Below are 26,162 nucleotides of genomic sequence, written 5' to 3'. Positions count from 1 at the left end.
ATGTTTGTCTTTTATGCGTAATTTAAGGGTTTTCATTATTAAAATATATTTAGGCTATGAGTAATAGGCAAGAGATTAGAACAGGTCGTCACTGTGTTTTTAATATGCACGCTCATTGAGTCTTTGTGGCTAAATATCGTAGAGATGTTTTTACCAAAGACATGCTCGAAACAATGTGTGAAGTATTTGAACGTGTCTGCTTAGACTTTGAAGCTCAATTGGTGGAATTTAATGGTGAACATGATCATGTACACCTATTGATTAATTATCCACCTAAAGTTGCTGTTTCAAATCTAGTGAATAGTTTAAAAGGTGTATCGAGTCGTCATTTAAGAAAACAATTTCCTGAAATCAAAAACAAGCTATGGGGTAATGCTTTGTGGTCGCCTAGTTACTTCGCTGCATCGTGCGGAGGTGCGCCTATTGGGATAATTGAGCATATCCATCAACAGCAAGCACCGCATGAATGGCTTACGCCAGTCGCTTATATCCTCGGGCTAAACCCAGAAATTTTACGCTCCATCGGATAAATCCTTCAATTAAGGATTGATTGCTTTGAGCATATGAATCGTGTCGTAAGTTTTTAGCCATTCACGTTTGACTACTGTAAATCCTTGTAAGGTCCAAAATTTTTCAGCAGCCGGCAAAAATGGATGGGTATGTAAATACAGTGTATCTATTCCTTTTTGACGTGCCTGCTCAAACAGCAGCTGGCACAGTCTTGTAGCAATGCCCTGCCTACGATATTCAGCTAATACAAAAAGTTTCACCACTTCAACACTGTTTTTAGGCACATCCAACTGAAAGCGCTGGTCATAGCCACGATAAGCAATGCTCGCAATGATCTTGTCCTTATCTTTAACCACCATAAAGCACCCTAAACAACTCTCGATATAATATTGCTTAAAATATTGAATATCTGTAGGAATCTGCGTTTGATAAAGTTCAGGAAAGAGTAACTGACGGGTTGTCAAGGCAAACTGTATTGCCGAGCTAACATCTTGAGTTTGTAATAATTGATAACTGAGTTGGATTGGATTCATTTTCATAGCCAAGAATGGTCAGGTATAACAATGGTTTTGTCTTTGATCATGGCTTCATGAAACTCGACATCGTAGACACTTTTTAAAAATTGAGGATCAGTTAGGCGTGCTTTTGAATCAGGTTGAATCACTTCATGCTCATGCATAAAAAACAGTTGATCAGCGAATAAAAAAGCCAAATTGGGGTCATGCATAATCGCAATCACGGTAAATTTTTGTCGTGACAGTTGGCGCAATTTTTTCATTAAATAGGATTGGTAATACACATCTAAATGGTTAGTGGGCTCATCTAATAAAATGACTTTGGGTGCTTGCACCAAAATACGTGCAATCATCACCAATTGACGTTCCCCGCCTGAAAGTTCGGTGTAGGGCCGCTCCTTTAAATGTTCTATATCTAAATCTATCAAAGCTTGGTCTACCATCGCCCAATCTTGCTTGGATGGATGAAATCGACTAAATGCAGCTCGCCCAGTAATCACTACATCTTTGACTAAAAATGGAAAAACAGTTTTATGAAACTGTGGCAAAAAACCCAGTAATGCTGCGCGCTCTTGACCTTTAATCTCTGATAAGCGACGTTCTGCATACAGTACCCGTCCATCTTGTACCTGCTCTAGGCCGGTCATAAGTTTAAATAGGGTAGATTTACCACAACCATTGCGACCCAAAATCACGGAGAATTGCTCGGCCGGAAATTCTAAATTAATCTGTTTTAAAACTTGCTTATGTCCATACGCATAATTTAACTGTTCAATTCGAATCATGCCCACTGTGTCCGTTGTGTTTTTATGAGTAACAAGAAAAATGGTGCGCCGAGCAGCATAGTAAAAATACCAATTGGAATCTCAAAAGTGAGGAGTACACGAGAAAAATTATCGATTAGCAATAAAAAGCTGCCTCCCAACATCATATTGGCAGGAATGCTGTAGCGATGATCTGGCCCCACCAACATGCGTACAATATGCGGCATAAACAAACCATATAGGCTAATAATCCCTGCAGCAGCCACTGAGGTAGAGGTACATAAAGTCACTAACACAATTAATAAGACTTGCTCCCATTTAGGATTAACCCCAACGGCTTGCGCTTCCTCAGCCCCCAAGGCCATGAGGTTTAAACGCCAGCGCAACATGAATAAACCCACTAAGCCCACCATGATCGGCAGCACGGCGTATTGTACTTTTTCCCAAGAGGCCTGATGTAAATTACCCATGGTCCATTGCACAATCGCTTGTAGTTTAAAAGGGTCGCTTAAGTATTGAATAATCGTGAGACCAGCCAAAAATAGACCTGAAACAATCATGCCAGACAAAACCACCATCACCAATGACGTTTGGCTTTCATGCTTTTGCTGCGCAAATAAATAAGTTAAAGCCACCGCCGCAACACCAAAGATAAAGGCTGACAAATTAGGCGACAACCAAGTTAAAGACAGGGCTAAAGCCGCCCCAAAGGCTGCACCAGATGAAATTCCCAGTACATAAGAATCGACCAAAGGATTGCGAAATAGCGCTTGTAGACCATTGCCCGCTGTGGCCAATGCAGCGCCCACCATAAAGGTCAGCAAAATTCTAGGCAAGCGGATATTGAATACAATATTTTGCATCAACATAAATTGCTGCTCATCAAAATAGATGATGCCTATACTCCATTGTATACACCATAAGGCATAATCCATTGCAGTTAAGCTTTGGCTCGGCCCTAACAATAAGGATATAAAAATCAAGAGCACTGGGATTGGATAGAACCATGTGTATTTAAAAGAAGATAAGGTCATGACATCAACCTCTTTGCCAGTGCTCGACCATAGAGTTGTTCTAAAATATTCAATTGCAGCGCTTCAACTGCCAAGTCCGAGGATTCAGGATAAATGTGTTTATTGAGATAAATCGCCGTCACAATAATCTTGAGGGTATGTGGGTTATAAATAAATGCCGGCGTCAGATTAAAAACCTTATGCTGTTGCACAGCTTTTAAGCCTTGTAATTCTTTACGCTGATAGATCAGCTCAGGATCTGTATTCCAAAGCACAATATTGTCAGGATTCCATTCCAGCAAGGTTTCCGGATTGACATTCGGTTGATTCGTATCAGTGGTCACAACATTGTAGCCGCCCGCCAACTCAATAAAATCATTGGTAATTGATTGACGACCTGAGGTGGAATAAATACGTCCACCCGACCATGCATAGTAAATAGATTGTCGATTTTGTTGATGGCGTGTTTTCTGTGCCACCTCAGCCATCATACCATCTGCAAAGGTTAAGATATCTTGCGCCCGTGCCTCAGCACCTGTCAGCACAGCAAGATCTGCCAGTTCCTTCTTGACCTGCACATAAGTTCCAGACTGCATCACATAAACCGCAATACCAAACTGTCTGAGCAACTCAATGGTTTGTGTCTGACCACTCCCCACAATGACTAGATCTGGCTTAAGCAGCATTAAACTCTCTATGTTCGTGGCATTGGAACCCTGAGAAGGTGTTGCCAGTTGTCGATTGGCAATTCTGTGATCGAGTTTAGAATAGGCTTCAAATAATAAAGGTTGCAAATAAACTTCAGCAGGAATACCAACAACTTGAGCGCCTTGACCTAACATATATAGTCCATCTAGGCCAGATTCAAATAAAGCCACAATACGCTGAGCCGAGTGTGGCATACATACCTGTGTATCTGAACCATCTATAACGCAACGTGACATGACTGCTGCTGCCTCAGGTGCGGTTTTTTGCTCGTGCTTTGAACAAGCCAATATTAGGCAACTCAGGAGAAGAATCAGGTATAGTTTCATCCATGCTTCCACTGTCTTGATAAATCCGCTTTGATTGGCTCACCGGTAAATGTCTTAGGATTCATCAGCAACTGTTGATCTACCGCCGTGATCCCACGATCAAATGTCCCTAAGTGCTGCGTGAATTCACCATCCAATGCTAATTGGGTATCTGGGGATAAATGCCAGGATAATTGTGGGGCAAAAAACAAGCGTTGACTGCTAACATGATCTCGAAATGACTGCTGATCTTCCCATGCAATAGCCAGACGGTAAGCAACTTCATCATTGACCGGTGCACTATGCTCTACACTCATCCGATAGTCATCTAAGCTTGAAGCATGTAAATAAATTTCGGTTTCAGATTGCCAAGTTGGCTTTTTGGTGGTGATATTTAACAGTCCCCCTACTTCACCACGACCATATAAAGCAGCACTTGGTCCTTTTAAAAAATCCAGTGCTTCAATATTGACTAGATCTCTAGGCGCACTTAGACCGCGATTAACACTTAATCCATTGCGCAGATTATCAGCTCCCATATTGGGATTGGCCTGAAAACCACGAAATGAATAATTATCCCACAAGCCACCACCGTAGTTGTTTTGATGAAATACCCCACTGACTTGATGTAAGGCTTGATCAATGCGCTGAATATCTTGTTGCGCTAAGATGGCTTCAGAGAGATGGGTTTTATTAAATGGAATATCCAATAACTCATGTTGGAATTTACTCAGGGCTTGTGAGTGTTGTAATAACTCTTCGGCCGAACTGGCCGCGACATACATCGTATTTAAGACATGCGTTTCCACTTGTGCCCAGCTACTTGGACTTAAGCCAATTAAACTGCCTACCACAACTAAATACCACTTCATCCCTCACCCCAAAACCGCACAATACTGATGCAACATAATACTTATGAGTTAAATTGGTGCACTTATCACACAATTCATGCACTAAATATGTGCAAATACAATTTAAAACCACCTCAATGATCCATGTATACAATCTTGTATACAAGATGGCCTGCATTAAGCAAAAAAAATGCCAATTACTAAAATTGGCATTTAACATCATTTATTTAGAAAATTTTCTTACATATTGGATACCAAAAGTAAGGTAATTTTTTTAACATCTTCAATACTATGTAGAACATGATGTTCAGCTAAGTGAATCGCCCCTTGTGAATCGCACGCGAGAATGCATCTTAAAATTGCAGCATGATCTTGGTAAGCATGTTCAATGTCAAATTCACGCATTGCCCCTAAACTTAATACAATGCGGATTTTTTCACTGATTTCATGATGGATTTTTGCCATCTGTTGGTTACCCGCAGCTCTGACTAAAGCGCAATGAAAGTCTTCACTTTGTTGGATTAATTCTTTAGCATTTTGATTGTAGTCTTTTGCTTCAACTAACCACAACTGCTTTAAATACTCTAACTCTTCAGACTCTTGATGATGCTCACATAAGCGTTTTACTGCTTCTTTTTCTATAATCATGCGCAAGTCAAATAGTTCAGCATAGAAGGTAAAATCTAAAGGTTTAATTTCCCAACCGCTACGAAAATGTACGTTTACATAGCCTTCTTGTTCAAGACGATATAATGCCTGTCGAATAGGTGTACGACTAACTTCATATTTTTCAGCAATATCTGTTTCAGTAAAACGTTGTCCAGGCTTAAACTTAAAACTAAAAATGTCTTCTTTAATCTGCGTGTAGATGATTGTAGCTAAATTAGTTGCACCAGATTTTAATGTTGTACTCATCCCGGAGGGTCTTCATTTCTCATCATGTATTAAATTATAAAGAGAATATGACATGTAAACCAATCATAAATAAGATAAAAAAGCTCAGCTTATGCTGCTTACCCCTAAGCAGCACTTTTAATTGACTATACTAAGCTAAACCTTTGATTAAAAAAAACAAACCTATAATGAGCAACAACACAGCAAAACATTTTTTCAATACGGCTGGTGATAAAGCATGTGCAGTTTTAGCACCAAATTTTGCCGTGATAAAACTCATAATACTGATGCCAATGAAGGCATAAACATGAACATAACCAATCGTATTCGGTATATTGATTTCAGTATTCATACCAAAAAGCATAAAACCTAATGCACCTGCAATAGCAATCGGGAGTCCACATGCTGCAGATGTTCCAACTGCTTTTTGCATCACCACACCATAACGATTTAAGTATGGAACCGTCAGACTTCCGCCTCCAATACCAAAGAGGGCTGATGCGACACCAATCACACTACCAGCAGCAACTTGTTGACCTGATGAAGGTAAAATCTTCGTTGGATCAATTGCTTTTTTAGCACCTGTAAACATGGTATATGCGACCCAAATTAAGAATAAGCCGACAAGGATTTGCAGATGTAATCCGGATATCAAACCCGCAATACCTGCTCCAAAAAAGCAACCAACCGCCATGGGTGGCGCTAGATTTTTAAAAACAGGCCAGAGCACAGCCCCATTTTTATGATGTGCCATTAATGAGCTTATCGAAGTGACAACGATGGTGGCTAAAGATGTCCCTAATGCGAGATGCATGACAACGTTAGGATCATACCCCATTTGGGTAAAGACAATAAAAAGTAGTGGCACAATAATCGTTCCACCACCCACACCAAACAGCCCTGCTGCAAAACCTGCAAAAGCGCCGATGACTAAAAAGGTTATAAGTTCCACAATAAACTAACTTTTAAAAGATAAAGAAATTGAGTTAAGCGTGTTCCAACTGACCCACTTGATGATAAGCACGGTTAAAATACACCAGACTTTCTTCTTGATCGCTTTGTTGAACTTGAAGCACACGACACATGAAAATACTGTGTGTACCGACGTGCTGAATGTCCTGAATTTCACAGTCAAAACTGACCAGAGCATCTTGTAAAATCGGTGAGCCTGTCTCTAAACTGCCCCACTCGCCTAATTGAAAGCGCTCTTCAGAACTGAATTTACTCGACGCAAATGCATTTGAGATCTGCTCATGCTGAGTACTCAGTACGTTTACAGCCAAGACCTGATTCTCAACAAAATGGGCATGTGAACGAGAGGATTGATTCATACAGACCAATAAGGTTGGCGGGGTATCGGTCACGCTACATACAGCCGATGCGGTAAATCCATGCATGCCTGCTTCACTCGCAGTGGTAATGACGTTCACTGCTGTGGTAAGTAAAGACATTGCATTTCTAAAGTCTGTTGCTTCAATCATCTCTTTCATCTCAAATGTATATCATCAGCTTTATGCTTCGATTCAAGCATTGGCACATGATCTATGAATCACACGCCATGCTCTAGTCACCTTTAGTGTTAGGCCCCAAGCTCTTGACGCACAATCGCAGCGCCTGCACTCAATGCTTCCAGCTTGCCACGTGCTACTTGGCGAGAAAGCGGGGTCATCCCACAGTTGGTTGATGGATAAAGTTTATCTGCATCCACAAATTGCAAGGCTTTACGTAGTGTATTTGCCACTTCTTCAGCCGTTTCCACTTGACTGGTCGCCACATCAATGGCACCCACCATCACTTTCTTACCACGAATCAATTCGATTAAATCCATTGGTACACGTGAGTTTTGGCATTCAAGCGAAATAATATCGAGCTTAGATTGTTGTAGTTTCGGGAATGACTCTTCGTATTGACGCCATTCATTACCTAAAGTCTGTTTCCAATCGGTATTGGCTTTAATGCCATAGCCATAACAAATATGCACGGCTGTTTCACACTTCAGACCTTCAAGCGCACGCTCTAGAGTCGGAATACCCCAATCGTTTACTTCATCAAAGAAGACGTTAAACGCAGGTTCATCAAACTGGATAATGTCAACACCTGCCGCTTCTAGCTCGAGCGCTTCTTGGTTTAGAATTTTGGCAAATTCCCAAGCCAATTTTTCACGGCTCTTGTAGTGACCATCAAATAAAGTATCAATCATAGTCATCGGGCCAGGCAGTGCCCATTTAATAGGCTGATTGGTTTGGCTACGTAAGAACTTCGCATCTTCAACAAACACGGCTTGTTTACGTGAAACTTCACCCACAACCGAAGGTACACTTGCATCATAACGATTACGAATACGCATGGTCTCACGCTTTTCGAAATCCACACCTTCAAGATGCTCAATAAATGTAGTCACGAAATGCTGACGGGTTTGTTCACCATCACTGACAATATCGATACCCGCAGTGACTTGTTCATGTAATGATAACTTTAGAGCATCACGTTTTGCTTCTAATAATTCTTCACCTTCTAGTTTCCATGCTGACCATAATTTTTCAGGTTCAGCCAACCAAGACGGTTTGGGTAAACTACCTGCTGTAGAGGTTGGAAGGAGTAATTTTGGTTGTGTAAGCGCCATGTCTAATCTTCTTTCTAAAATTGATTTCTAATTTGGGTGGTTAAGCAGCTTGGTCTTTTTCAACATTAAAGTTGGCCGCCCATTCATCAAGAATCTGTTTATAAGGTTTGATAAAGTTTTCTTCAGTCCATTTACCTTGTTTAACGGCCAACTCACCACGCTCCACACGGTCATACACCACACGCGTTAGTGAATAATCTGCATAGTTCAAACTTGGTTGATATACAACACCTGCAGGAGAGTTGGTGTTGTAAATCTCAGGACGATAGATGCGTTGGAAACTTTCCATCGTCGCAATGGCACTGATCAATTCGAAATCAGTGTAATCACGGACTAAATCACCAGCGAAATAGAATGCGAGTGGTGCATTACCGCCTTCTGGTTTGAAATAACGCACACGTAAGCCCATTTTGGCAAAATATTCATCGGTACGTGAATATTCATCGTTGGTGTATTCCACACCTAAAATAGGATGTACATTGGCTGTACGGTAGTAGGTTTTAGAAGTTGAAACGCTTAAGCAAATCACGGGTTCTTTATTGAATTCTGCTTTAAATACTGCTGAATTGACTAAATGTTGATAAAGCTTGCCATGTAGATTACCAAAATCTTCAGGTTTTTCGCCCACCCCACAACCAAGTTGAGGCAACACCACGCTGAAATCGTAATCACGTACATAAGATGAGAAGCTATTGCCAATCATGCCTTCAATACGCTCACCCGTGTGATGGTCGATGATGGTGCTTTTGAGGGTTTCAATAAATGGAAAGGTTTGGCCATTGCCTTCGATATCAATTTCCGCAGAAATAATATCAATCTCCAGTGAATAACGATCACCTTTAGGGTTATCAACGGTCGCCAAGCTATTAAAACGGTTGTTGATCATCGCAAGGGTACGGCGCAAATTTTCTTGACGGCTTTCACCACGTGCCAAGTTGGCAAAGTTTGTGGTTAAACGGGTGCTGTCTGCTGGTGTATAGTTTTCATCAAAACGGATACGTTTAATTGAACACTCAAATGCTGTACTCATGGAGATTGCCACCTAAAAATTTTATAAAAAGCTAATTTCTGTATGAGGCTATTTAAACGTGAATCAAAACATGAGTAAAACGATATAAATTCAATTAAAGATGAGAAATATTCACTTTGGAATATATTTTGTATTTGATGTACATATAAAATGCTTGACTCAAAATGGGAGTCTAGGCTCCCATTATGGTTGTACATTCACTCTGTTTATTTAGAATTTGAAATTAATGACGACGGATACGATGTATGCCCCATCCCGCAATAAGCCAACATAAAATCAGCATGATCCAAGTATGAAGACGTATTACTTCAGCAGTATGTGGCTTTGGTTCAAATATAGGTCGTGCGTCGAAGGCAGCCGAACTAAATTTCAACTCATTGAACAAATAAGGATAGTAGTACATGCGCACCTGTTGGTGATAATCCGCGACTTGGTCTTGATAGCGCAACTGTGCCGGCAAATCGGTTCTCGCGAATTGATGTAAAGCTGCTTGTGAACCCACACTTGGTAATATCCATCCAATACGATTTGTCCATGCCTGACGCTTTAATAAACCATCACGGTATTGTTGAGCTTGCTCGGTCACATCATCATCCCCTAACTGATGAAAGGCAAAGTACCATTTCCATTGGAAGCCTTTGCCCAAAGGGGCTGTATCTTTCCATGCTGGATAATTTGCAATAAAGCGTTGCATTGTCTGTTGACGTGGAATTTCCCAGGCACTATGTACAAGTTGGCGCTGTGCTAACATTAAATCCACCCCTTGATTGACAGGAATGCTGCGTACTAATGCAACATTAGCCAAAGTTGGGAGCACCAAAGTCAACATCACCCACACGCCCATCAAAGCAGTCGCATTGGTGGCTGATCGCCAACCACACGTAACCACAATCAAGCTAAGCCCAACCCAAAATGCCAGATAACTAGCGACAATAAATGCCACCATGGCCGTGGTTGTAAATGTCACTCCAGCAACAGCGGCACCAACGAGCATCGGTACGAGTAAGCAACTTAACAGTAGCCCATAACGCAGTGCGACACGGCGTTGCCAAATTCGAGTGCCATTGGACAATGAGAGCAACAAACCAAATCGACCCGACTGCCGCTCTAAAGAAATTAAGTCATGTAACAACACAATCACAAATAATGGCACAAGATAGATGACCACAAAGGCGAAATCAAAGCGTCCCGATAAGGCCAATTCAGGATTGAATACCTCACCTTCATATAATTGTGCTTGCAATCCTAAAGCGCGAACCCGCAATACATAGGGCGCAGCATCGCGTAACCCTAGTGCTAGGAATGCAGTATCCGATGGCTCATCCCAAGTATAATGGAATGTATAGTAAGCTGGATAACCCACATCTCCCTTATCAGCATATTGCGCTGCAATTTCAGCTACATCCTGTTCATGAAGTACAGCTAAGTGTTGGATTTTCTGATGCTGTCGTTCAACTTCCTGTAAACCTGACCACACTGCCATGCTTGTTAATACCAATAACAAAACTATAGCAACCATAGAAAGTGATGATCGTCGTAACAAACGCCATTCATGGCTTAACCAACTCATCGTACCATTCTCCCTAATCTAGTGGCTTGTAAGTACGTGGCGAGCGTGAGCATCACCAGCCATAACAGCAAAGTTCCTCCCGCTGGCATAATGTGCTGCCAAGTTTCAGCCGTTGTTCTTGGTTTAAACTCAAATGCTGGAAAGGCCTGCCAGTGCTTATGGTCAATACGGTTGTCTTTATCCTTGTTGGTGTCATCAGCATAAGTTAGCTCCTCAACCTGTAATCGATTCAGGCCTTGAATCAATTCGTATCGATACTGCTCTCCTTGCTGTAAAAAGCGGCGGAAATGATCTAAATCCGTACCTGATGCGCTCATTGAAACACGTCGCAATGCCAAGGTTGGGCTAAGCCAGCCAAACCGCTCAACCATTTGATTTTGTTCAGCTTGTAAATCAAGCGTAAGTGTTGCATAACGATTAAAGAGCTCGGTAGATTGACGTTCGCTTTCCATACCCACTAAGCCTTTAAAATTCACTGGCAAATCTTCAATACGTGTCACACCATATTGCTTAAGTACTTGATCCCGAAACGCGATAAACTTAGGATCATTCGGATTATGTCCATCACCTAATGCCCGATATTCACGCTGCGCATGAATTTCATTCTCCATACGCGTTGGAAGCTCAATTGCCGTAGTTACCCTATCAGGAATCCAACGTGGTAATAGAATCACCATCACAGCCCAAACAGCCATCAGAGCAACCAATACATCACGACTTCGCGTAAATATACTCGACAGCAAGACAATGGCCAGGCTCCACAGCATCAGCCAGATGATATAAGCGGCTGACAACCACAAAGTATATGACCAAACAGCCTGCCCACTGATTGCCATCCATCCTAATGCCAAAAGTGCGGGTAAAAATATCAGCCCTGCAAAAGCACTAAGGGCAAGTAACTTACCCATAACGAATTGTTGACTGCTTACACCTTGTGCCAATAGAACCCGTAAGGTACCTGACTCACGCTCACGTACTACTCCCGAATACCCAACAAAAATTAATAGCAAGGGTGCTAGGACTTGTAGTACAAAGGCTGGGCTCAACTGCCCAAAACGTAGCAGTAAAGAGGATTGCCGCACATCACCAAAGTTTGCACTATTTTGTCGATGTCCTTCTAAGAACAAGGTATTACCCGTATAAGAATCAATACCTGGGTCAAATGCAGCTAAGGGGTTCAGAGGGCGAAATACGAAATGGCCGTAATGTACCATGCGATGCGGATGGCGATCTGGTTGAGCTTCAAATTCATGATTAGCTTGTGCCTGATAATGCTCACGCTCAGCATTGGTCTGATTTTGATGTTCCCATGCAGTAAATGTGGCGACCAACATCAAAACCATCAGTAATAAAGCGCCCAAAACAGCGACGCGATTTCGAAAAAGATAGCGCCATTCTTCTCGGGCAATCCGTTGTACAACACTCATAGTGATTGCCCTGCATAACGTCGATGCAGTGTACGTACATCAAAGCGATCAATACCTGTGGCAGCAACCTCCTCCACTAAATGCCCTTCATTTAAGAAACCAATACGATCAGCGATGTCGGCGGCACTCAGTAAATCGTGTGTCACCATTAAAATAGCCACGCCTTGTTTACGTAATAAACCCAACAAACGGTTAAATTCCGTCGTGGCTTGAGGGTCGAGTCCTGAAGTAGGCTCATCTAATAGTAAAGCTGGTACTTTACGTGCCAAAGCTAAAGCAATTGCAACCTTTTGGCGCATGCCTTTAGAGAATCCACTCACACGACGATCGAAAGCGTCTTGTGCTAAGCCGGCTGCTGATAATGCTTGCGTAATATGTGCTGGATTAACATCTTGATTTGCCAAATCCAATAAGTAAGCCACGTTTTCTCGCGCACTCAAATGTTCATACAGCGCTACATTCTCAGGAATATAGGCAATATTTCTACGTGCTTGGGCAGCTTGTGTTATTGGGTCAAACCCTTGGACACGAACTCGACCAGCAAGGGGTGCAAGGAAGCCTAGAAATAAGCTCAGCGTTGTGGTCTTACCTGCACCATTCGCACCCAGCAACGCATAAATTTCACCCGCTTGGATATGTAAATCTAGCTGCTTGAGAATGGTTTTGTTGCCATACCCCGCAATGATCGCACTGGCATCTAGCACATAGTCACGAGATGACGTGACCATAGAAGGTCGCTTCTGTTTATTTATACTCACACGGAACTCTTTTATTTAATCAACAGTATACAACTCACCCCGTCAGATAACTGACAAATGGCATAGAGTTGCTATTTTTAAGCAATCACATCCCATCGAAACATGCATCATGTCCTTATAGCTGCAATTACAAAGACATTTATTCAGTACTTAACGCAAAATAATTGCTGACAAGAACTCAAAAATCCTTAAAATGTTATGTTATTACATAACATTTATGAAATTCTATCATGCTTCACAAATTTTCTTTGTTTTCATCTAGCTTTGGGCTTTGTTTATGTTCTTCATTGGTTTGGGCAGAAAATTCAGTCAATGTATTACAAACTATTCAGCTGCAAGCACAACATGAGACTGAGTCAAATCAACGCAGTACTGCAATCACCAAGTTTTCTCATGACATTCTCGATGTGCCTTTTAACCGTAGTTTTTTATCTCAAGAACTGATCCAACAACAAGATATACAACGTATTGATGATGCTTTAGGTCAAGTTAGTGGTGTCTATCATCAAAGCAACTTTGGTGGCTTTTGGGAAAACTTTTCATTTCGTGGTTTTAGCACAGATCCAAATTTTGGCTCACAAACCATTCGTAATGGACTCAGTGTCAATCGTGGTTTAAGCGCACAGCGCGACATCGTGAATATTGAGTCTTTGGATTTTTTAAAAGGTCCGATGGCAGCATTGTATGGACGCGGTGAAACTGGTGGTTTACTCAACATCAATACAAAAAAACCACAATGGGTAGAATCTTCAGACATTTACCTCAGAGCCAATAGTCTTGAAAAATATCGCGCTAGCTTTGAGCACACAGCGCCGATTAATGATCAGGTGGCTTATCGTATTGCCATAGCCCGTGAAGATAATCAAAGTTTCCGTGATCATGTTCACAGTGAACGTTGGTTCTTCTCACCTCAACTGACATGGAAAATATCAGATCAAACCCAATTCGATTTTGATAGTGAATTTACTCAACAAATTGGGATATTTGACCGTGGGGTCAGCAGCTATCAACAGCAATTTGTGATGAATCCTGAGACTTTTACGGGTGAACCCAATGACGAACTCACTCAAAAGGATCATTTTTATCAATTCCGTCTAGCCCATGAGTTTAACGATGCATGGAAAATGCAAAATGCTCTGAGTTTCAAAGATACTCAATTAAAAGGTTTTTCGAATGAACCTCGTAAAATTCAAAGTGATGGACGTACTCTAGAACGTCAAAAACGTTACCGCGATACGAAAAGTGATGATGTCCTGTTTCAAACTGAGTTACTGGGTAACCTCCAACACGATTGGGCAAAACACGAACTTCTGCTAAGCACTGAAGTCGGTCAGCTCAATTACCGTGCATTGCAATTACGACGTAACCATAGTGAGAGCTCACCAAATAGCATTGATATTTATCATCCTGTATATGGGCAATATTTACCTGAACTGCCACTTTTTTCTAATCTAGAAGAGAAACAACACTATTTTGCGTTCAATATTCAAGATCAAATGTTTTTAAATGATCAATGGAGTATTTTATTTGGTGCACGTTTTGACCATGTGACACAAGATTTGCAAAATAAAGTTGCAAACACGAAAAGTCAACGTGACATCCAACAGACCAGCCCTCGTTTTGGTCTTAATTACCGTGTCAATGATACATGGTCATGGTATGCCAACTATGGACATTCCTTTGCATTAAATAGTGGTACCGATCGTAACAATCAATTGTTTGATCCTGAGAAAGGGAAAAGTTATGAGCTAGGAACCAAATTCCAACTCAACCCTCAGAGCTTAGTCAGTGTTACGGTTTTTAAAATGGACAAAGAGAATGTACTCACGACAGACCCGCTAGATAGCAATTATCAGGTGACTGCAGCTGAGGTTTCGAGCCAAGGCATTGAGCTTGATCTTCAAACTGATATTAGCGATCAATTTTCTGTACGCGCCAATTATAGCTATACCGATGCACAGGTTGAAAAAGATCATACACTGGCCAAAGGCCTACGTTTAAGTAACGTGCCTCAGCATAGTGGTTCGATCAGTGCAAATTACCAATGGTATCTAGCCAATGCCGATCAATTAGGTGTAGGTGCGACAGCCATGTACGTTGGTGATCGTAGTGCTAATCCAAGTGACAATGGCTTTGACTTACCCAGCTATACAGTTGTGAATTTAAATGCCTACTATGCGCCTTCAGAGCAACTTTACTATCAATTTAATCTCAACAACTTATTTGATGAAAGGTATTACACAGCAAGCTATAACGATTTATGGATTCAGCCAGCTGAGCCTTTAAATGCTTCCGTATCGGTGCAGTGGAAATTTTAAAACACCGTTTCCGCTAACACCCCTGCTCTGTATTGAGTAAAGAGCGCAATCTTGAGTTAGCGATCTTCGTTTTATCGATGTTGAAATCATAAAGCTCGACATCCAGTCGAGCTTTGATCACAGATCGTCCTTGCACCTCCAGCTATTAGATGTTTGAAAACCCATTATTTTGACTGGATTCGCTTACCGTCTTGATCAATGATTAGTTCACCATCTTCTTTAGTAAAAGCACCAAGCTGAGGTGCAGACAAAATATCTAATACAAGTTCAGATGGTCGGCACAGTCTTACGCCTAAGTCAGTTACCACAAATGGACGATTAATTAAAATCGGATATTCAAGCATAAACTGAATAAGCTGCTCATCTGTCCAATGTTGCTGATCTAATTGAAGCGTTTCAAAAGGTTCTACATTTTTACGAATCGTATCACGTACAGAAAGCCCCGATTTTTCAATTAAATCAACCAATTCACTTTTGCTTGGAGGATTAACAAGATATTCAATAATTTCAGGTTCTGTCCCTGTATTTCGAATAAGCGCTAATGTATTTCTTGAAGTTCCACATGCAGGGTTGTGATAAATCTTAACGTTTGATGACATGATATTTACTCAGAGCTGAATCATATTGCATTTATATATGGATATACGTATATTCGCAAGAGCATATTTATGAGTGTAGATGATGAATCAATCCGATTTCTTTAAATGCCTCTCAGATCCGACCCGTTTGGATATTTTAAAAATCATTTTAGAAAGACAAAACGTGTGCGTCTGTGAAATCACAGAAATATTACAACTGAGTCAGCCTAAAATTTCGCGCCATTTGGCTTTATTGCGTACCCATCTGATTTTGTTAGATGAACGTAAAGGACAATGGGTGTATTACCGTTTAAATCCTGATTTACCCGAGTGGGCAACGTCTATCCTTCATGTGTTAAAGGATGAAGTTATGAATGCCCCTACCAGTAACATCACGATCGCTATGCAATGCGAGTAATAGCATGTCTACCTCTAAACTCTCATTTTTAGACCGAAATTTAACGCTGTGGATTTTTATTGCCATGGCATTAGGCGTAGGCATAGGCGTATTTTTCCCTCAAACCTCTGTGGTACTTGATCAATTCAGCATAAATTCAGTGAACATCCCGATTGCGATCGGTCTTATTCTGATGATGTATCCACCACTTGCTAAAGTAGACTATGCGACTCTGCCTAAAGTCTTTCAAGACAAGCGAACCCTGACATTATCTTTGGTTCAAAACTGGCTCATCGCACCTTGCTTAATGTTTGCTTTGGCGATTATTTTTTTACAATCCTATCCTGAATATATGACTGGTCTGATTCTGATTGGTCTAGCACGATGTATTGCAATGGTTTTGGTGTGGAATAACTTAGCATGTGGTGATAATCAGTATGTGGCGGCCTTAGTCGCGTTTAACAGTATCTTCCAGATTTTATTCTTTAGTACCTATGCGTGGTTGTTTTTGACCTTCTTACCGCCATTTTTTGGGGTAGAAGCACAAATCATTGATGTGAGCTTTTGGACAATCACCCAAGCGGTACTGATTTATCTCGGGATTCCGTTCTTACTTGGTTTTTTAACTCGACTGATTCTCGTCAAACAAAAAGGTTTGCAGTGGTATCAAGATACATTCATCCCAAAAATTAGCCCCCTGAGTCTCATTGCGCTGCTATTTACGATTGTCGCAATGTTTAGTCTGAAAGGTGGCGAGGTGGTTAGCCTTCCTCTAGATGTGCTTCGGATCGCAATTCCTTTGACCATTTACTTTGTTGCAATGTTCTTTATTAGCTTCTTTATGAGTAAGTGGATGGGCAATGACTACCCAAAAACCACGGCGATTTCATTTACTGCAGCAGGTAACAACTTTGAATTAGCACTTGCCGTTGCCATTGCTACGTTTGGATTAGCATCACCTGTCGCTTTCACCACCGTGATTGGCCCATTGGTTGAAGTGCCCGTATTGATTGCCTTAGTGACCGTATCGCTTTGGCTGAGAAAAAAAGTGTTTAAAGAGGCATGACTCGAATGAACTTACCCAATATTGATCTTGGTCTTTTAGAAAAACCGACTTTAGAAAAAGTTCAGGCAAAAAAGCTTGAACATCCACCCAGAATATTACTGCTATATGGCTCAAATCGCGATCGCTCATATAGTCGTTTAGCCGTTCAAGAAGCGGGGCGAATCCTTGAATATTTTGGTGCGGAAGTAAAAATCTTCCATCCAAAAGGCTTACCTCTGCCTGAAGATGGGGATATGCAACATCCAAAGGTGAAAGAACTCCATGAACTCTTAGCGTGGTCTGAAGGCATGGTGTGGTGCTCTCCCGAGCGTCATGGTGCCATGAGTTCAATTTTAAAAGCACAGATTGATTGGATTCCATTAGCAGCGGGTGCAATCCGTGCAACCCAAGGTAAAACCTTAGCGGTCATGCAAGTATGTGGCGGCTCTCAGTCCTTTAATGCTGTCAATCAGTTGCGTATTTTAGGGCGTTGGATGCGTATGATTACGATACCAAATCAGTCCTCAGTGCCTAAAGCATTTCTTGAGTTTGAGGAGGATGGTCGTATGAAGCCTTCTTCCTATTACAATAGAATCGTAGATGTCATGGAAGAACTGTATAAATTTACGCTGTTAACCAGAGGGCAATCCGCTTATCTTACTGATCGTTATTCTGAACGTGTAGAAAGTGCGGAAGAGCTCTCAAAGCGTGTCAATCAAAAAAGCATTTAGGTTGCCTTAAGTAGCGCATCTCAAAGTCATACTTAGCCCAGATCCAATTCTGGGCTGTTTGTATAGTAGTAGATCGGCTAAATCTATATGTTCTTAGACTTGCTTAGCTTGCAAAATTCCCCTAAATCTGTAATTCTTGCGCCTGAGGGTGTCTAGCTTAGCTTAGGCAGGTTTTTGTTGTAGTCGGGCCGCTACAATAAGGATGAATCGTACCTATATGTTTAAGCTCAATCTCTTTGACACAATTTCTACCCAAGTTTTAACTCACAAAAGTACCCTAGAACTGAATTCAGAAGCTCAGCTCATTACAAAGTATCAAACATCTCGCTGTAATGATTATAGAACAGCGATCATTTTGGTCTTAAAAGAAAGAGGATATAGTCGCCTAGAAATTGGGCAACTACTTGCAACTTGATTCGATCACCTCAAGCATTTTATATTCGATACCAATCATCATCTGCCATAAAGCCCCCATTTAAAATGTCTATGCATCATGAGCCTCTCTTAAATCGAGCTATTTTATTTGCTGATCAGGCACATCAGGGACAAAGAGATAAAGCGGGGCAACCCTATATACGACATCCCATGCGTGTCATGAATCAGGTTAAGAGCTTAGATGCTAAAGTTGTGGCTATTTTGCACGATACACTTGAAGATACTCGGGTAGGTCTGTTGGATCTGCATCATCTTGGTCTAAATGCGCTCCAACTTCATGCCATTATTGCACTGAGTAAGCAACAGGGTGAATCACGTTTTGACGTTCTCAAGCGCACACTCTCTCATCCACTGGCCTGCTATGTCAAATACGCAGATATATATGACAATATGAATTTGCGACGTTTACCAAGGATTACACATCGAGATCTACAGCGTTATCAAAGCTATGCTCTAATTGCTAAAATTTTAGCCAATGCATGTACTTTCTATCAGGCGCTCGATAATCTGCCCGCCTCTGATCACTCTCAATCCTTGTTTAAAACTTCTATTTTGACTTGCGCAGTAAGACTGTCACAGCATACCGACTACTAATTCAATGTCTATCAAACATGAGTTGCGCTCAAAGTACGTAAAATTAGTTATGATCATCTTGATCAAATCATAGGATATAGTTCATTTGAAAACGATTACGATTTATGGTGGGGGCATGGCAGGTACATTCTTAGCTAAACAGCTCTGCCAAGAATTTGCTGTCACCTTAGTAGACAGCAATCAATATTTTGAAATTCCTATGGCAACACCACGCAGTATGATTCAGCCGGATTTTGCAGAACGTGCCATCATTCCTTTTACACAAGCCTTACCAGAAGTGAAACATATTCAGGGACGTCTCGTGCAGCTCGAGCCAGATTTAAGTGCAATCGTAGCAGGAATTGATGGTCAGAACATTCGATTGCAATCTGATGTGACAGTACTTGCCACAGGCAGTCAGTTTAGTAACGCTCTTGTGCGAGGACAACAACAGACCAAAGCACAACGCTTAGCTTTTTACCAAGATTTTGCCAATAAGGTAAAACATGCGCAACGTATTGTTTTAATTGGTGGCGGGCCAGTTGGGGTTGAAGTGGCTGGAGAAATCAATGAGCAGTATCCAGATAAACATCTGACTATTATAGAAGCTGGGCCACGTTTACTCAGCGGTACGGCAGCCAAAGTGAGTCGCTATGCTGAGCAGGACTTATCTCGCCGTGGAGTAAAAATTAAAACCAATACACGCCTGATGAATGCCAGTCATCTGCCTATACATGTTTTAAATGGCTGTGGGCGGGCTGAATTATCTGATGGAGAACTGCTTGATTATGACCTAATCATTTGGTGTACGGGTGGTCGTCCTAATACTCAATTTATGCATGCTAATTTTGGTCACGTACTCAATGCAAGGCAGCAAATTCAAGTTGATTCGACCCTGCAAGTCAAAGGTCACGCTCATCTTTTTGCCTTAGGTGATATTACCGATCTTGATGAAAATAAGATGGCTTGGCATATCAATGGCCAAATTCCCGTGGCAGCCCATAATATTCGTCATTTGCTTCAAGCAAGCTCTTCTGCTTTTAAACATTACCAAGCCAAAACCAATAATCCTATGATGGCAGTTACCTTAGGCAGTCAAAAGGGTGTCGTGTATTTACCTATCATTGGTATGATTAATATTCCATTTATTACCAGATTGGCTAAGGCTGGACATATGCTGGTGCCTAAATATAGAAAGGAACTGGGGTTAAACTAAAAGGACTTGGTGATAAATAGGAGAATATTTCCACTGAGCGCGCATTTCCTCTTATTCCCTCTTTATGTTAAACTAGGCACATTATCACCTACGCTTTGTCGTAGGTGTATTTTTTTATGAAGTTTTAATTTAGTCGATTGACTAAAGTTTCATTAAATCTCCCTTTAAATAAAACCAAATGCTGCTTTGAGCATTTGGTTTTATTTTTTATTTATGTTGAAAATAATGTCTAGCTCTCCTATTTCTAAGCTTACATGGGCCACCATGCTGTTCCCATTAGCTCTAGTTTTATTCGAATTTGCAGTTTATCTCGGTAACGACTTAGTACAACCCGCAATGCTTGGTGTAACACGTGATTTTAACGTCAGTAGCAGCTGGGCGCCTTCCTCAATGTCATTTTATTTATTAGGTGGTGGATGTATTGCTTGGCTGATGGGTCCTTTATCTGACCGCATTGGGCGTAAAAAAGTGCTTGTTGGTGGTGCTCTTTTCTTTACTGTGACTTGTTTGTTGATTTTATTGACACAGAATATCCAAAGCTTTTTAGGTCTTCGTTTCTTACAAGGTATGGGACTGACTGTCATTAGCGCCGTGGGTTATGCCGCCATTCAAGAAAATTTTGAAGAACGTAGTGCAGTCAAAGTCATGGCGATTATGGGCAATATGACTTTATTTGCTCCCCTACTTGGCCCTATTATCGGTGCATTTTTAATTGATCATGTCTCTTGGCATTGGGGATTTGTCGGAATTGCGGTTTTAGCACTCCTTGGTGCACTGGGCTTAAAAGTTGCCATGCCACAAGATCAGCCTGAAAAATTAATCAAGCAGCCGATGAATACCATCTGGCATGACTTTAAAAAAGTATTTTCTAATAAACAATTTTTGATTATGACCAGTGCTTTACCCCTAGCATGCCTGCCTATTATGCTTTGGATTGCACTTTCCCCTGTGATGCTGGTGGAGTATTTAGGTCTTAGCAGTACCCAGTATGGTTTAGCACAAATTCCCGTACTTGGCGCTCTGATTCTAGGAAGCGTAGTTTTAGTTAAAATTGTTGATCGCTATCCTTTGGGTCAAACCGTACATTTTGGTCTACCTATGATGTTAGTGGGTGCATTGATCATCATTGCTGGTTTATTCCTAGCTGATTATTTCCTTTGGTGCTTGATCATTGGTATGACAGTAATGAGTTTTGGTGAGGGTATTTGTTTTTCTGTACTTTACCGTTTAGCGATGATGTCCTCTGATGTTTCTAAGGGAACAGTTGCTTCAGCAATGTCGATGTTAATGATGTTTAGTTACTTCATTGTGCTTGAAGGTTCACGTATTTTATTTGAAATGTACCATATGACGGCATTTGCAGTCTGCTGTTTAGTGCTGATCGTAGCTTGGTTTACATTACCACGTATGATGCTCAACAAGGTCATGCAACAACGTAAAAATAGTTAGAGAAAAGCCGCTTTAAGCGGCTTTTTTTAAGTCAAATATATTAAAAAGAAATCCTATCACTCTTATAATGAAAGATGACCTTTTTTATTTTTATGTTCTAGGCGTGCTATGCAAAATAAACCTTCCTCAGATGAAATTGAATCAAGTGCTTTGGGATGGAAATTTGTTGTGATTGTGGCGGGAATCACAACCATCTTTTTTACTTTCTTATACTTAGCTATGTCAATTGAACCTGATTATATGCCTAACCGTGAACCCAAAGTAAGCACCCAACAGAGCATGCCTGCATCATCTGCTCATTCAGTAGAAGAAAGTTCATCGCAATAAAGTCATCGCCAGCTCTATTCATATAGGGCTTGGCTTGATTATCTTTGAAAAATGCAGTGATTGTGATCTAGGGTTCAAGCACATTATTCATCAATAATGTCAAAAAATTGAGCCGCTAAAACTTCTACTAAATCTTGAGGTTGCAAACCAATATCCAAACCACGCTTCCCCCCACTGACATACATTTTAGATAATGGTTGAGCACTAGCATCTACCACTGTTTTTAATCTTTTTTTCTGTCCTACAGGACTAATCCCCCCAACTAAATATCCTGTCAGACGTTCTGCATCCTTAGGGTCTGCCATGTGTAATTTTTTCGCACCTACAGCTGTTGCTATTTTTTTGAGGTTAAGCTGATGCTCAACAGGAAGTACCGCAACAAAAAAATTTTTATCATCGGTTACTAGCAATGTTTTAAAAACTTCATGGACAGACAGACCTAGTTTTTCTGCGGCTTCTAGTCCAAAGCTTTTGGCATTTGGATCATGTTCATATTCATGAATAGAATAGTCAATCTTCTTGGCTTTTAAAATTTTACAAGCGGGTGTCATGATCTCTTTGTCCATTTAGATTGAATCAAAGATTAAATTATAGGCTTTTAAAAATATATTATAAATAATTCTTAGGCTATTTTATCATCAAAAAAATAGTGGCCTTTCATTAAAATCAGTATTTTAATTGAAAGACCACTATATAAAGCTTTTAATTATTATTAATTAATCATGGGGCTTTTTTTGAAGCATAAACACACCCATTACTTAGAATTAATAGAGTTTCTTTGGTAGTTTAATTTGAATCATTTCATTATCATCTGCTAATTTTGCATTACGACCAGAAGATCCTGGGAAGTTATTATCATTAAAAACAGTTAAAGTAGATGCATCTTCAATAATAATATCTTCGATGGTTTGGAATGGGAAACCAAAACGCTCACCCGTCGCGATATCGCCTGCACGCGGTGTACCATAGAGTAAGTTTGGATTTGCAATATCCATAAGATCTACAATTTCCTCGCGTTCAATGACTTGCCCTACGTCACCTAATTTCACTTTGATTAATTTTTTATAACCGCCTAAATTATTTTCTGTATCATCACGTTCGATAATAATACCTTCTGTTGGGCTAAACAGCTGGAAATCACCAATCGCTGATGCTTTGCTATCTAGACCAAATAAATAATATTTGCCCGTATATTGTTTAGTTTTTAAGTCAAACTGCGACATGATTAATTGACCAGTACTATCATTGGATAATGGTTTTTCGAGTAATGGATATAAATATTTACCATCAGGAGAAATCGCCATTCCCTCAAAACCACCACTACGTTGAACTAAAGGTTCAACATAATTGATTTGTGCCTTATTCATTTGGTTCTGTGGTGAGCGTAACTCAACACCTGCTTGAGTTGGGTGTGGAAGAGCAATAGGTGCATCTAACAATACGCCATCTTTAGAAAAATGCAGTAAATATGGACCAAACTCATCCCCAATCCAGAATGAGCCATCTGCTTCACGTTGCATCGATTCAGGATCAAAATCTGCACCTGTTAATAAACGCTCTGGGCTATTGTTATTCACGATTTCAAACGGGATCAGGCGATTAGGATCTTTGAGCTGGATAAAATCTAGGACCTCAACTTCACCGCTGCCTTTGGCTTGAGAGCGAAAGTCTGGTTTTACTTGATAAATACGCAACAAGTAATCAGCCGAGTTATCTTGAGCACCAAATCCATTGTCAGACATGGCCATATACGTGCCATCAGCATTTTTTAAAGCTGCAGAAAAACCTTGTACAGGTTGACCTGGAAATGGCGGATAAATACCATTTGCGCCTTTCACATAAGCACCAGATTCTGGTCCTGCAGCATAAGTATCAACTTTAAGCTTGGCAAAGGAAATCAAAGTGGGTTCAGTTACTGCGGGTTGTGCCTGAACATTGTCATTGTCGTCGTTACACCCAGCGAGTGATAAGAAACTCAGTGCAATTAAAGATAAAGTTATTTTTTTCATGTACATAAAGATCGCTTTAATAAACTTAGGCTATTTAAACGATTTTTTATGACAATTAAGCTGCATTTTAGTGACGATTATCTTAAATTTTAGCCATAAAAAAGCCCCCTTTTCAGGGGGCTTTTCGGATCATTGAGTTATGCTTTAGCGCTGACTGGCTGAGCAATCTCGATCTTGTCTGTATCTTTTTCATTCATAATTAAGGCAACAGCAATTGCAGTAATCAGAACAGGTAAACCTACAGCAATGAAATTGAAATGCGCTGGTAGGTTCATACCAAGTAAGCCACCAATTAAAATTGGACCAACAATTGCGCCCATACGACCAATTGCAGATGACCAGCCAATACCTGTAGAACGTACAGCCATTGGATAATATTGTGCTACATAGCTGTAAAGCAACATTTGTGAACCAATTGAAGCAGCACCAGCTAAGAATACTAAAATATAGAGCAAAGCTTGATTCGATTGAAAACCCATTAGGCTCATCACAATCGCACCCATAATACCTAAGAACATCAGTACTGGTTTTAAATGGAAGCGGTCTGCTAAAATTCCGCCACCAACAATACCTACAACTGCACCCACGTTCATCACCATCATAAACATGAGGCTATTATCCATTGAGTAACCTGCTGCCATCATCAGCTTTGGCAACCAGCTGCTTAGAGCGTACATTGTCAGTAAACAAGTGAAAAAAGCAATCCAAAACAATAGCGTATTCACTGCACGTCCGCGACGGAATAAACTCACCACATTAGCAGCTTCAGGTACAGCTTCTTCTGGTAATGTAAATACTGTTTTCTCTGTGACTTGAGTATTTGGTGCAATACGCTTAACAATTTCACGCGCTTCCGCTTGTTTATTTTGTTTAACAATAAAGCCCAAAGATTCAGGTAAGAATTTCCAAATCACTGGTAATAAAAATAATGGGATGCCTGCAATGAAGAACATAATTTCCCAGCCAAAGCTTGGGGTTAACCATGATCCAAGTAAAGCAGCCATTACACCACCCACAGCATAACCACTGAACATACCTGTGACTAAGGTACTGCGCATTTTTTTAGGTGCATATTCAGAAGTTAAAGCCACAAGGTTTGGCATAACACCACCAATTCCTAAGCCTGCTAAAAATCTTAAGATACCAAATTCTGTTGGATTTGATGCAAAACCACCAGCAAACGTTAATCCACTAAAAAGTACAATACAAATCATGATGACTTTTTTACGCCCGATTTTATCTGCCAGCGAACCAAAAATCATTGCACCAAACATCATTCCAGCCAATGCAGTACTTGCGAGCATACCTGCTTGCATTGCACTCAAGCCCCAATCTTGCATGAGTAATGGTAATACCACACCATTAATTGCTAAATCGTAACCATCAAATAAAATAATGAGTAAACACCAAGCAACTACATTGAAGTGAAAAGGCGTAAATTTGGCGTTATCGACTACAGAATTAACATCTATATTGTCCGTCTTCATCGTTCTCATCTCCCATGAGTACTTGTCCATACTTAATAAAAACTATTAAGTGCATTTTATAGATTCAATATACTTATTAGATTTTTCATGCACAATACGACTAAAGATTATAGAAATTAATATACATTTACTTATCTATCTGCATGTATTAAAACAAAATATTTATTATATACATATATGACACTTTGGCAGTATAAAAATCAATCATGTTTAAAATTTATTTAATATTCATCTAATATATACGTGATATACACTTAAACAGTTAAATTAAATTAAACAATATAAAATATTAAAATGGATATATAGTTGTCATTTTTAAGGAATATGACTTAAAACATCTCGCTCAATAATATTTATTGATTCAAGAATAATGATGAATGCTTAAAATCAACATGGAATATTAAAACAATTTCATGCAAATTCTGAGGGTATTTATTGCTTTTTATAGGCGAAAAAAAATCCCCCGATCAACGATCGAGGGATTTTTAGAATAATGAGCTGGCGATGACTTACTCTCACATGGGTAACCCCACACTACCATCAGCGCTAAGAGGTTTCACTTCTGAGTTCGGGAAGGGATCAGGTGGTTCACTCTTGCTATTGTCGCCAGCACAACTTGGATGCTTACT

26 protein-coding genes, 1 rRNA gene and 1 pseudogene are annotated in these 26,162 nt (G+C 40.4%); 10 read left to right on the top strand and 18 right to left on the bottom strand.

Annotated elements, in window-relative coordinates; all coding sequences use genetic code 11:
* Positions 1–125: 125 nt before the first annotated feature.
* Positions 126–530: an IS200/IS605 family transposase gene (tnpA, locus tag AC5YCD_RS14305; protein ID WP_496130672.1), complete on the top strand. Its 405-nt coding sequence runs from the start codon at positions 126–128 to the stop codon at positions 528–530.
* Between the two features lie 9 nt (positions 531–539).
* Here tnpA and AC5YCD_RS14300 read toward each other — a convergent pair whose 3' ends face one another.
* From AC5YCD_RS14300 to AC5YCD_RS14240, 13 genes and pseudogenes are all read right to left on the bottom strand, one after another.
* Positions 540–1,034: a GNAT family N-acetyltransferase gene (locus tag AC5YCD_RS14300; RefSeq protein WP_496130677.1), complete on the bottom strand. Its 495-nt coding sequence runs from the start codon at positions 1,032–1,034 to the stop codon at positions 540–542.
* 11 nt (positions 1,035–1,045) lie between these two features.
* A complete protein-coding gene (locus AC5YCD_RS14295) occupies positions 1,046–1,810 on the bottom strand; it encodes an ABC transporter ATP-binding protein (protein ID WP_496130671.1) in 765 nt (254 codons plus the stop codon).
* Positions 1,807–2,823, bottom strand: coding sequence for a FecCD family ABC transporter permease (locus AC5YCD_RS14290; RefSeq protein WP_496130670.1), 1,017 nt, complete (start codon positions 2,821–2,823; stop codon positions 1,807–1,809). Before AC5YCD_RS14290 ends, AC5YCD_RS14295 begins: the two co-directional genes overlap by 4 nt.
* Positions 2,820–3,836 carry an ABC transporter substrate-binding protein gene (locus AC5YCD_RS14285; RefSeq protein WP_496130669.1) on the bottom strand — a complete coding sequence of 339 codons (1,017 nt, stop codon included), beginning with the start codon at positions 3,834–3,836 and terminating at the stop codon, positions 2,820–2,822. Before AC5YCD_RS14285 ends, AC5YCD_RS14290 begins: the two co-directional genes overlap by 4 nt.
* A 20-nt stretch (positions 3,837–3,856) precedes the next feature.
* Positions 3,857–4,687, bottom strand: a pseudogene (locus AC5YCD_RS14280) (TonB-dependent receptor plug domain-containing protein); the annotation flags it as partial.
* 219 nt (positions 4,688–4,906) lie between these two features.
* Positions 4,907–5,581 carry a GntR family transcriptional regulator gene (locus AC5YCD_RS14275; RefSeq protein WP_496130667.1) on the bottom strand — a complete coding sequence of 225 codons (675 nt, stop codon included), beginning with the start codon at positions 5,579–5,581 and terminating at the stop codon, positions 4,907–4,909.
* A gap of 130 nt (positions 5,582–5,711) precedes the next feature.
* On the bottom strand, positions 5,712–6,512 hold the full coding sequence (locus tag AC5YCD_RS14270) for a sulfite exporter TauE/SafE family protein (protein WP_496130666.1): 801 nt from the start codon (positions 6,510–6,512) through the stop codon (positions 5,712–5,714).
* Positions 6,513–6,546: 34 nt separating this feature from the next.
* On the bottom strand, positions 6,547–7,041 hold the full coding sequence (locus AC5YCD_RS14265) for a flavin reductase (RefSeq protein ID WP_496130665.1): 495 nt from the start codon (positions 7,039–7,041) through the stop codon (positions 6,547–6,549).
* Positions 7,042–7,139: 98 nt separating this feature from the next.
* Positions 7,140–8,183 (bottom strand): methionine synthase, encoded by a 1,044-nt coding sequence (locus tag AC5YCD_RS14260; protein ID WP_496130664.1) that lies wholly within the window; start codon positions 8,181–8,183, stop codon positions 7,140–7,142.
* Between the two features lie 40 nt (positions 8,184–8,223).
* Positions 8,224–9,213, bottom strand: a complete 990-nt coding sequence (locus tag AC5YCD_RS14255) for a putative oxygenase MesX (RefSeq protein WP_496130663.1) — start codon at positions 9,211–9,213, stop codon at positions 8,224–8,226.
* A 223-nt stretch (positions 9,214–9,436) separates the two neighbouring features.
* The gene (locus tag AC5YCD_RS14250; RefSeq protein ID WP_496130662.1) at positions 9,437–10,783 is read right to left on the bottom strand and encodes a DUF3526 domain-containing protein; all 1,347 of its coding nucleotides are present in this window, start codon (positions 10,781–10,783) and stop codon (positions 9,437–9,439) included.
* The gene (locus AC5YCD_RS14245) at positions 10,780–12,210 is read right to left on the bottom strand and encodes an ABC transporter permease (protein ID WP_496130661.1); all 1,431 of its coding nucleotides are present in this window, start codon (positions 12,208–12,210) and stop codon (positions 10,780–10,782) included. The genes AC5YCD_RS14250 and AC5YCD_RS14245 overlap by 4 nt, the downstream gene beginning before the upstream one ends.
* Entirely contained in the window at positions 12,207–12,938 is a 732-nt protein-coding gene (locus AC5YCD_RS14240) for an ABC transporter ATP-binding protein (protein ID WP_496130660.1), read from the bottom strand. Before AC5YCD_RS14240 ends, AC5YCD_RS14245 begins: the two co-directional genes overlap by 4 nt.
* 260 nt (positions 12,939–13,198) lie before the next feature.
* On the opposite strand from AC5YCD_RS14240, the gene AC5YCD_RS14235 reads away from it, so the two are divergent.
* Positions 13,199–15,286 (top strand): TonB-dependent siderophore receptor, encoded by a 2,088-nt coding sequence (locus AC5YCD_RS14235; RefSeq protein ID WP_496130659.1) that lies wholly within the window; start codon positions 13,199–13,201, stop codon positions 15,284–15,286.
* A gap of 164 nt (positions 15,287–15,450) precedes the next feature.
* Here AC5YCD_RS14235 and arsC read toward each other — a convergent pair whose 3' ends face one another.
* A complete protein-coding gene (gene arsC, locus AC5YCD_RS14230) occupies positions 15,451–15,885 on the bottom strand; it encodes an arsenate reductase (glutaredoxin) (RefSeq protein ID WP_496130658.1) in 435 nt (144 codons plus the stop codon).
* A 79-nt stretch (positions 15,886–15,964) separates the two neighbouring features.
* Here arsC and AC5YCD_RS14225 point away from each other — a divergent pair, with 79 nt between their 5' ends.
* The 8 genes from AC5YCD_RS14225 to AC5YCD_RS14190 all read left to right on the top strand — a co-directional run bounded on the left by AC5YCD_RS14225 (position 15,965) and on the right by AC5YCD_RS14190 (position 22,037).
* Positions 15,965–16,282 carry an ArsR/SmtB family transcription factor gene (locus AC5YCD_RS14225; RefSeq protein ID WP_496130657.1) on the top strand — a complete coding sequence of 106 codons (318 nt, stop codon included), beginning with the start codon at positions 15,965–15,967 and terminating at the stop codon, positions 16,280–16,282.
* Between the two features lie 4 nt (positions 16,283–16,286).
* A complete protein-coding gene (arsB, locus tag AC5YCD_RS14220) occupies positions 16,287–17,327 on the top strand; it encodes an ACR3 family arsenite efflux transporter (protein WP_496130656.1) in 1,041 nt (346 codons plus the stop codon).
* 5 nt (positions 17,328–17,332) lie between these two features.
* Positions 17,333–18,037, top strand: coding sequence for an arsenical resistance protein ArsH (gene arsH, locus AC5YCD_RS14215; protein WP_496130676.1), 705 nt, complete (start codon positions 17,333–17,335; stop codon positions 18,035–18,037).
* Positions 18,038–18,254: 217 nt separating this feature from the next.
* Positions 18,255–18,452: a hypothetical protein gene (locus tag AC5YCD_RS14210; RefSeq protein WP_496130674.1), complete on the top strand. Its 198-nt coding sequence runs from the start codon at positions 18,255–18,257 to the stop codon at positions 18,450–18,452.
* Positions 18,453–18,517: 65 nt separating this feature from the next.
* Positions 18,518–19,066: a guanosine-3',5'-bis(diphosphate) 3'-pyrophosphohydrolase gene (locus tag AC5YCD_RS14205; protein ID WP_496130655.1), complete on the top strand. Its 549-nt coding sequence runs from the start codon at positions 18,518–18,520 to the stop codon at positions 19,064–19,066.
* Between the two features lie 85 nt (positions 19,067–19,151).
* Positions 19,152–20,261 carry an NAD(P)/FAD-dependent oxidoreductase gene (locus AC5YCD_RS14200; protein ID WP_496130654.1) on the top strand — a complete coding sequence of 370 codons (1,110 nt, stop codon included), beginning with the start codon at positions 19,152–19,154 and terminating at the stop codon, positions 20,259–20,261.
* Between the two features lie 225 nt (positions 20,262–20,486).
* A complete protein-coding gene (locus tag AC5YCD_RS14195; protein WP_496130653.1) occupies positions 20,487–21,710 on the top strand; it encodes an MFS transporter in 1,224 nt (407 codons plus the stop codon).
* Between the two features lie 108 nt (positions 21,711–21,818).
* The gene (locus AC5YCD_RS14190; RefSeq protein ID WP_496130652.1) at positions 21,819–22,037 is read left to right on the top strand and encodes a hypothetical protein; all 219 of its coding nucleotides are present in this window, start codon (positions 21,819–21,821) and stop codon (positions 22,035–22,037) included.
* 83 nt (positions 22,038–22,120) lie between these two features.
* Here AC5YCD_RS14190 and ybaK read toward each other — a convergent pair whose 3' ends face one another.
* The 4 genes from ybaK to rrf form a co-directional block, all read right to left on the bottom strand.
* Complete coding sequence (ybaK, locus tag AC5YCD_RS14185) at positions 22,121–22,588, bottom strand: Cys-tRNA(Pro) deacylase (RefSeq protein ID WP_496130673.1); 468 nt, start codon at positions 22,586–22,588, stop codon at positions 22,121–22,123.
* 213 nt (positions 22,589–22,801) lie between these two features.
* Entirely contained in the window at positions 22,802–24,046 is a 1,245-nt protein-coding gene (locus AC5YCD_RS14180) for an esterase-like activity of phytase family protein (protein ID WP_496130651.1), read from the bottom strand.
* Positions 24,047–24,183: 137 nt separating this feature from the next.
* Entirely contained in the window at positions 24,184–25,533 is a 1,350-nt protein-coding gene (locus tag AC5YCD_RS14175) for an aromatic acid/H+ symport family MFS transporter (RefSeq protein ID WP_496130650.1), read from the bottom strand.
* 496 nt (positions 25,534–26,029) lie between these two features.
* A 5S ribosomal RNA gene (gene rrf / locus AC5YCD_RS14170) occupies positions 26,030–26,144 on the bottom strand.
* Positions 26,145–26,162 lie beyond the last annotated feature (18 nt).

This window comes from Acinetobacter sp. CY05 (assembly GCF_059515805.1).
The sequence above is the reverse complement of the archived record's forward strand: the minus strand, read 5'-3'. Positions and strand labels throughout refer to the sequence as shown.

Excerpts from the sequence above, each read along its gene's own strand:
- AC5YCD_RS14295 (WP_496130671.1), bottom strand. The coding sequence starts at position 1,810 with ATGATTCGAATTGAACAGTTAAATTATGCGTATGGACATAAGCAAGTT.
- AC5YCD_RS14290 (WP_496130670.1), bottom strand. The coding sequence starts at position 2,823 with ATGACCTTATCTTCTTTTAAATACACATGGTTCTATCCAATCCCAGTG.
- AC5YCD_RS14285 (WP_496130669.1), bottom strand. The coding sequence starts at position 3,836 with ATGAAACTATACCTGATTCTTCTCCTGAGTTGCCTAATATTGGCTTGT.
- AC5YCD_RS14275 (WP_496130667.1), bottom strand. The coding sequence starts at position 5,581 with ATGAGTACAACATTAAAATCTGGTGCAACTAATTTAGCTACAATCATC.
- AC5YCD_RS14265 (WP_496130665.1), bottom strand. The coding sequence starts at position 7,041 with ATGATTGAAGCAACAGACTTTAGAAATGCAATGTCTTTACTTACCACA.
- AC5YCD_RS14260 (WP_496130664.1), bottom strand. The coding sequence starts at position 8,183 with ATGGCGCTTACACAACCAAAATTACTCCTTCCAACCTCTACAGCAGGT.
- AC5YCD_RS14255 (WP_496130663.1), bottom strand. The coding sequence starts at position 9,213 with ATGAGTACAGCATTTGAGTGTTCAATTAAACGTATCCGTTTTGATGAA.
- AC5YCD_RS14250 (WP_496130662.1), bottom strand. The coding sequence starts at position 10,783 with ATGAGTTGGTTAAGCCATGAATGGCGTTTGTTACGACGATCATCACTT.
- AC5YCD_RS14245 (WP_496130661.1), bottom strand. The coding sequence starts at position 12,210 with ATGAGTGTTGTACAACGGATTGCCCGAGAAGAATGGCGCTATCTTTTT.
- AC5YCD_RS14240 (WP_496130660.1), bottom strand. The coding sequence starts at position 12,938 with ATGGTCACGTCATCTCGTGACTATGTGCTAGATGCCAGTGCGATCATT.
- AC5YCD_RS14235 (WP_496130659.1), top strand. The coding sequence starts at position 13,199 with ATGCTTCACAAATTTTCTTTGTTTTCATCTAGCTTTGGGCTTTGTTTA.
- arsC (WP_496130658.1), bottom strand. The coding sequence starts at position 15,885 with ATGTCATCAAACGTTAAGATTTATCACAACCCTGCATGTGGAACTTCA.
- AC5YCD_RS14225 (WP_496130657.1), top strand. The coding sequence starts at position 15,965 with ATGATGAATCAATCCGATTTCTTTAAATGCCTCTCAGATCCGACCCGT.
- arsB (WP_496130656.1), top strand. The coding sequence starts at position 16,287 with ATGTCTACCTCTAAACTCTCATTTTTAGACCGAAATTTAACGCTGTGG.
- arsH (WP_496130676.1), top strand. The coding sequence starts at position 17,333 with ATGAACTTACCCAATATTGATCTTGGTCTTTTAGAAAAACCGACTTTA.
- AC5YCD_RS14210 (WP_496130674.1), top strand. The coding sequence starts at position 18,255 with ATGTTTAAGCTCAATCTCTTTGACACAATTTCTACCCAAGTTTTAACT.
- AC5YCD_RS14205 (WP_496130655.1), top strand. The coding sequence starts at position 18,518 with ATGTCTATGCATCATGAGCCTCTCTTAAATCGAGCTATTTTATTTGCT.
- AC5YCD_RS14195 (WP_496130653.1), top strand. The coding sequence starts at position 20,487 with ATGTCTAGCTCTCCTATTTCTAAGCTTACATGGGCCACCATGCTGTTC.
- AC5YCD_RS14190 (WP_496130652.1), top strand. The coding sequence starts at position 21,819 with ATGCAAAATAAACCTTCCTCAGATGAAATTGAATCAAGTGCTTTGGGA.
- ybaK (WP_496130673.1), bottom strand. The coding sequence starts at position 22,588 with ATGACACCCGCTTGTAAAATTTTAAAAGCCAAGAAGATTGACTATTCT.
- AC5YCD_RS14180 (WP_496130651.1), bottom strand. The coding sequence starts at position 24,046 with ATGAAAAAAATAACTTTATCTTTAATTGCACTGAGTTTCTTATCACTC.
- AC5YCD_RS14175 (WP_496130650.1), bottom strand. The coding sequence starts at position 25,533 with ATGAAGACGGACAATATAGATGTTAATTCTGTAGTCGATAACGCCAAA.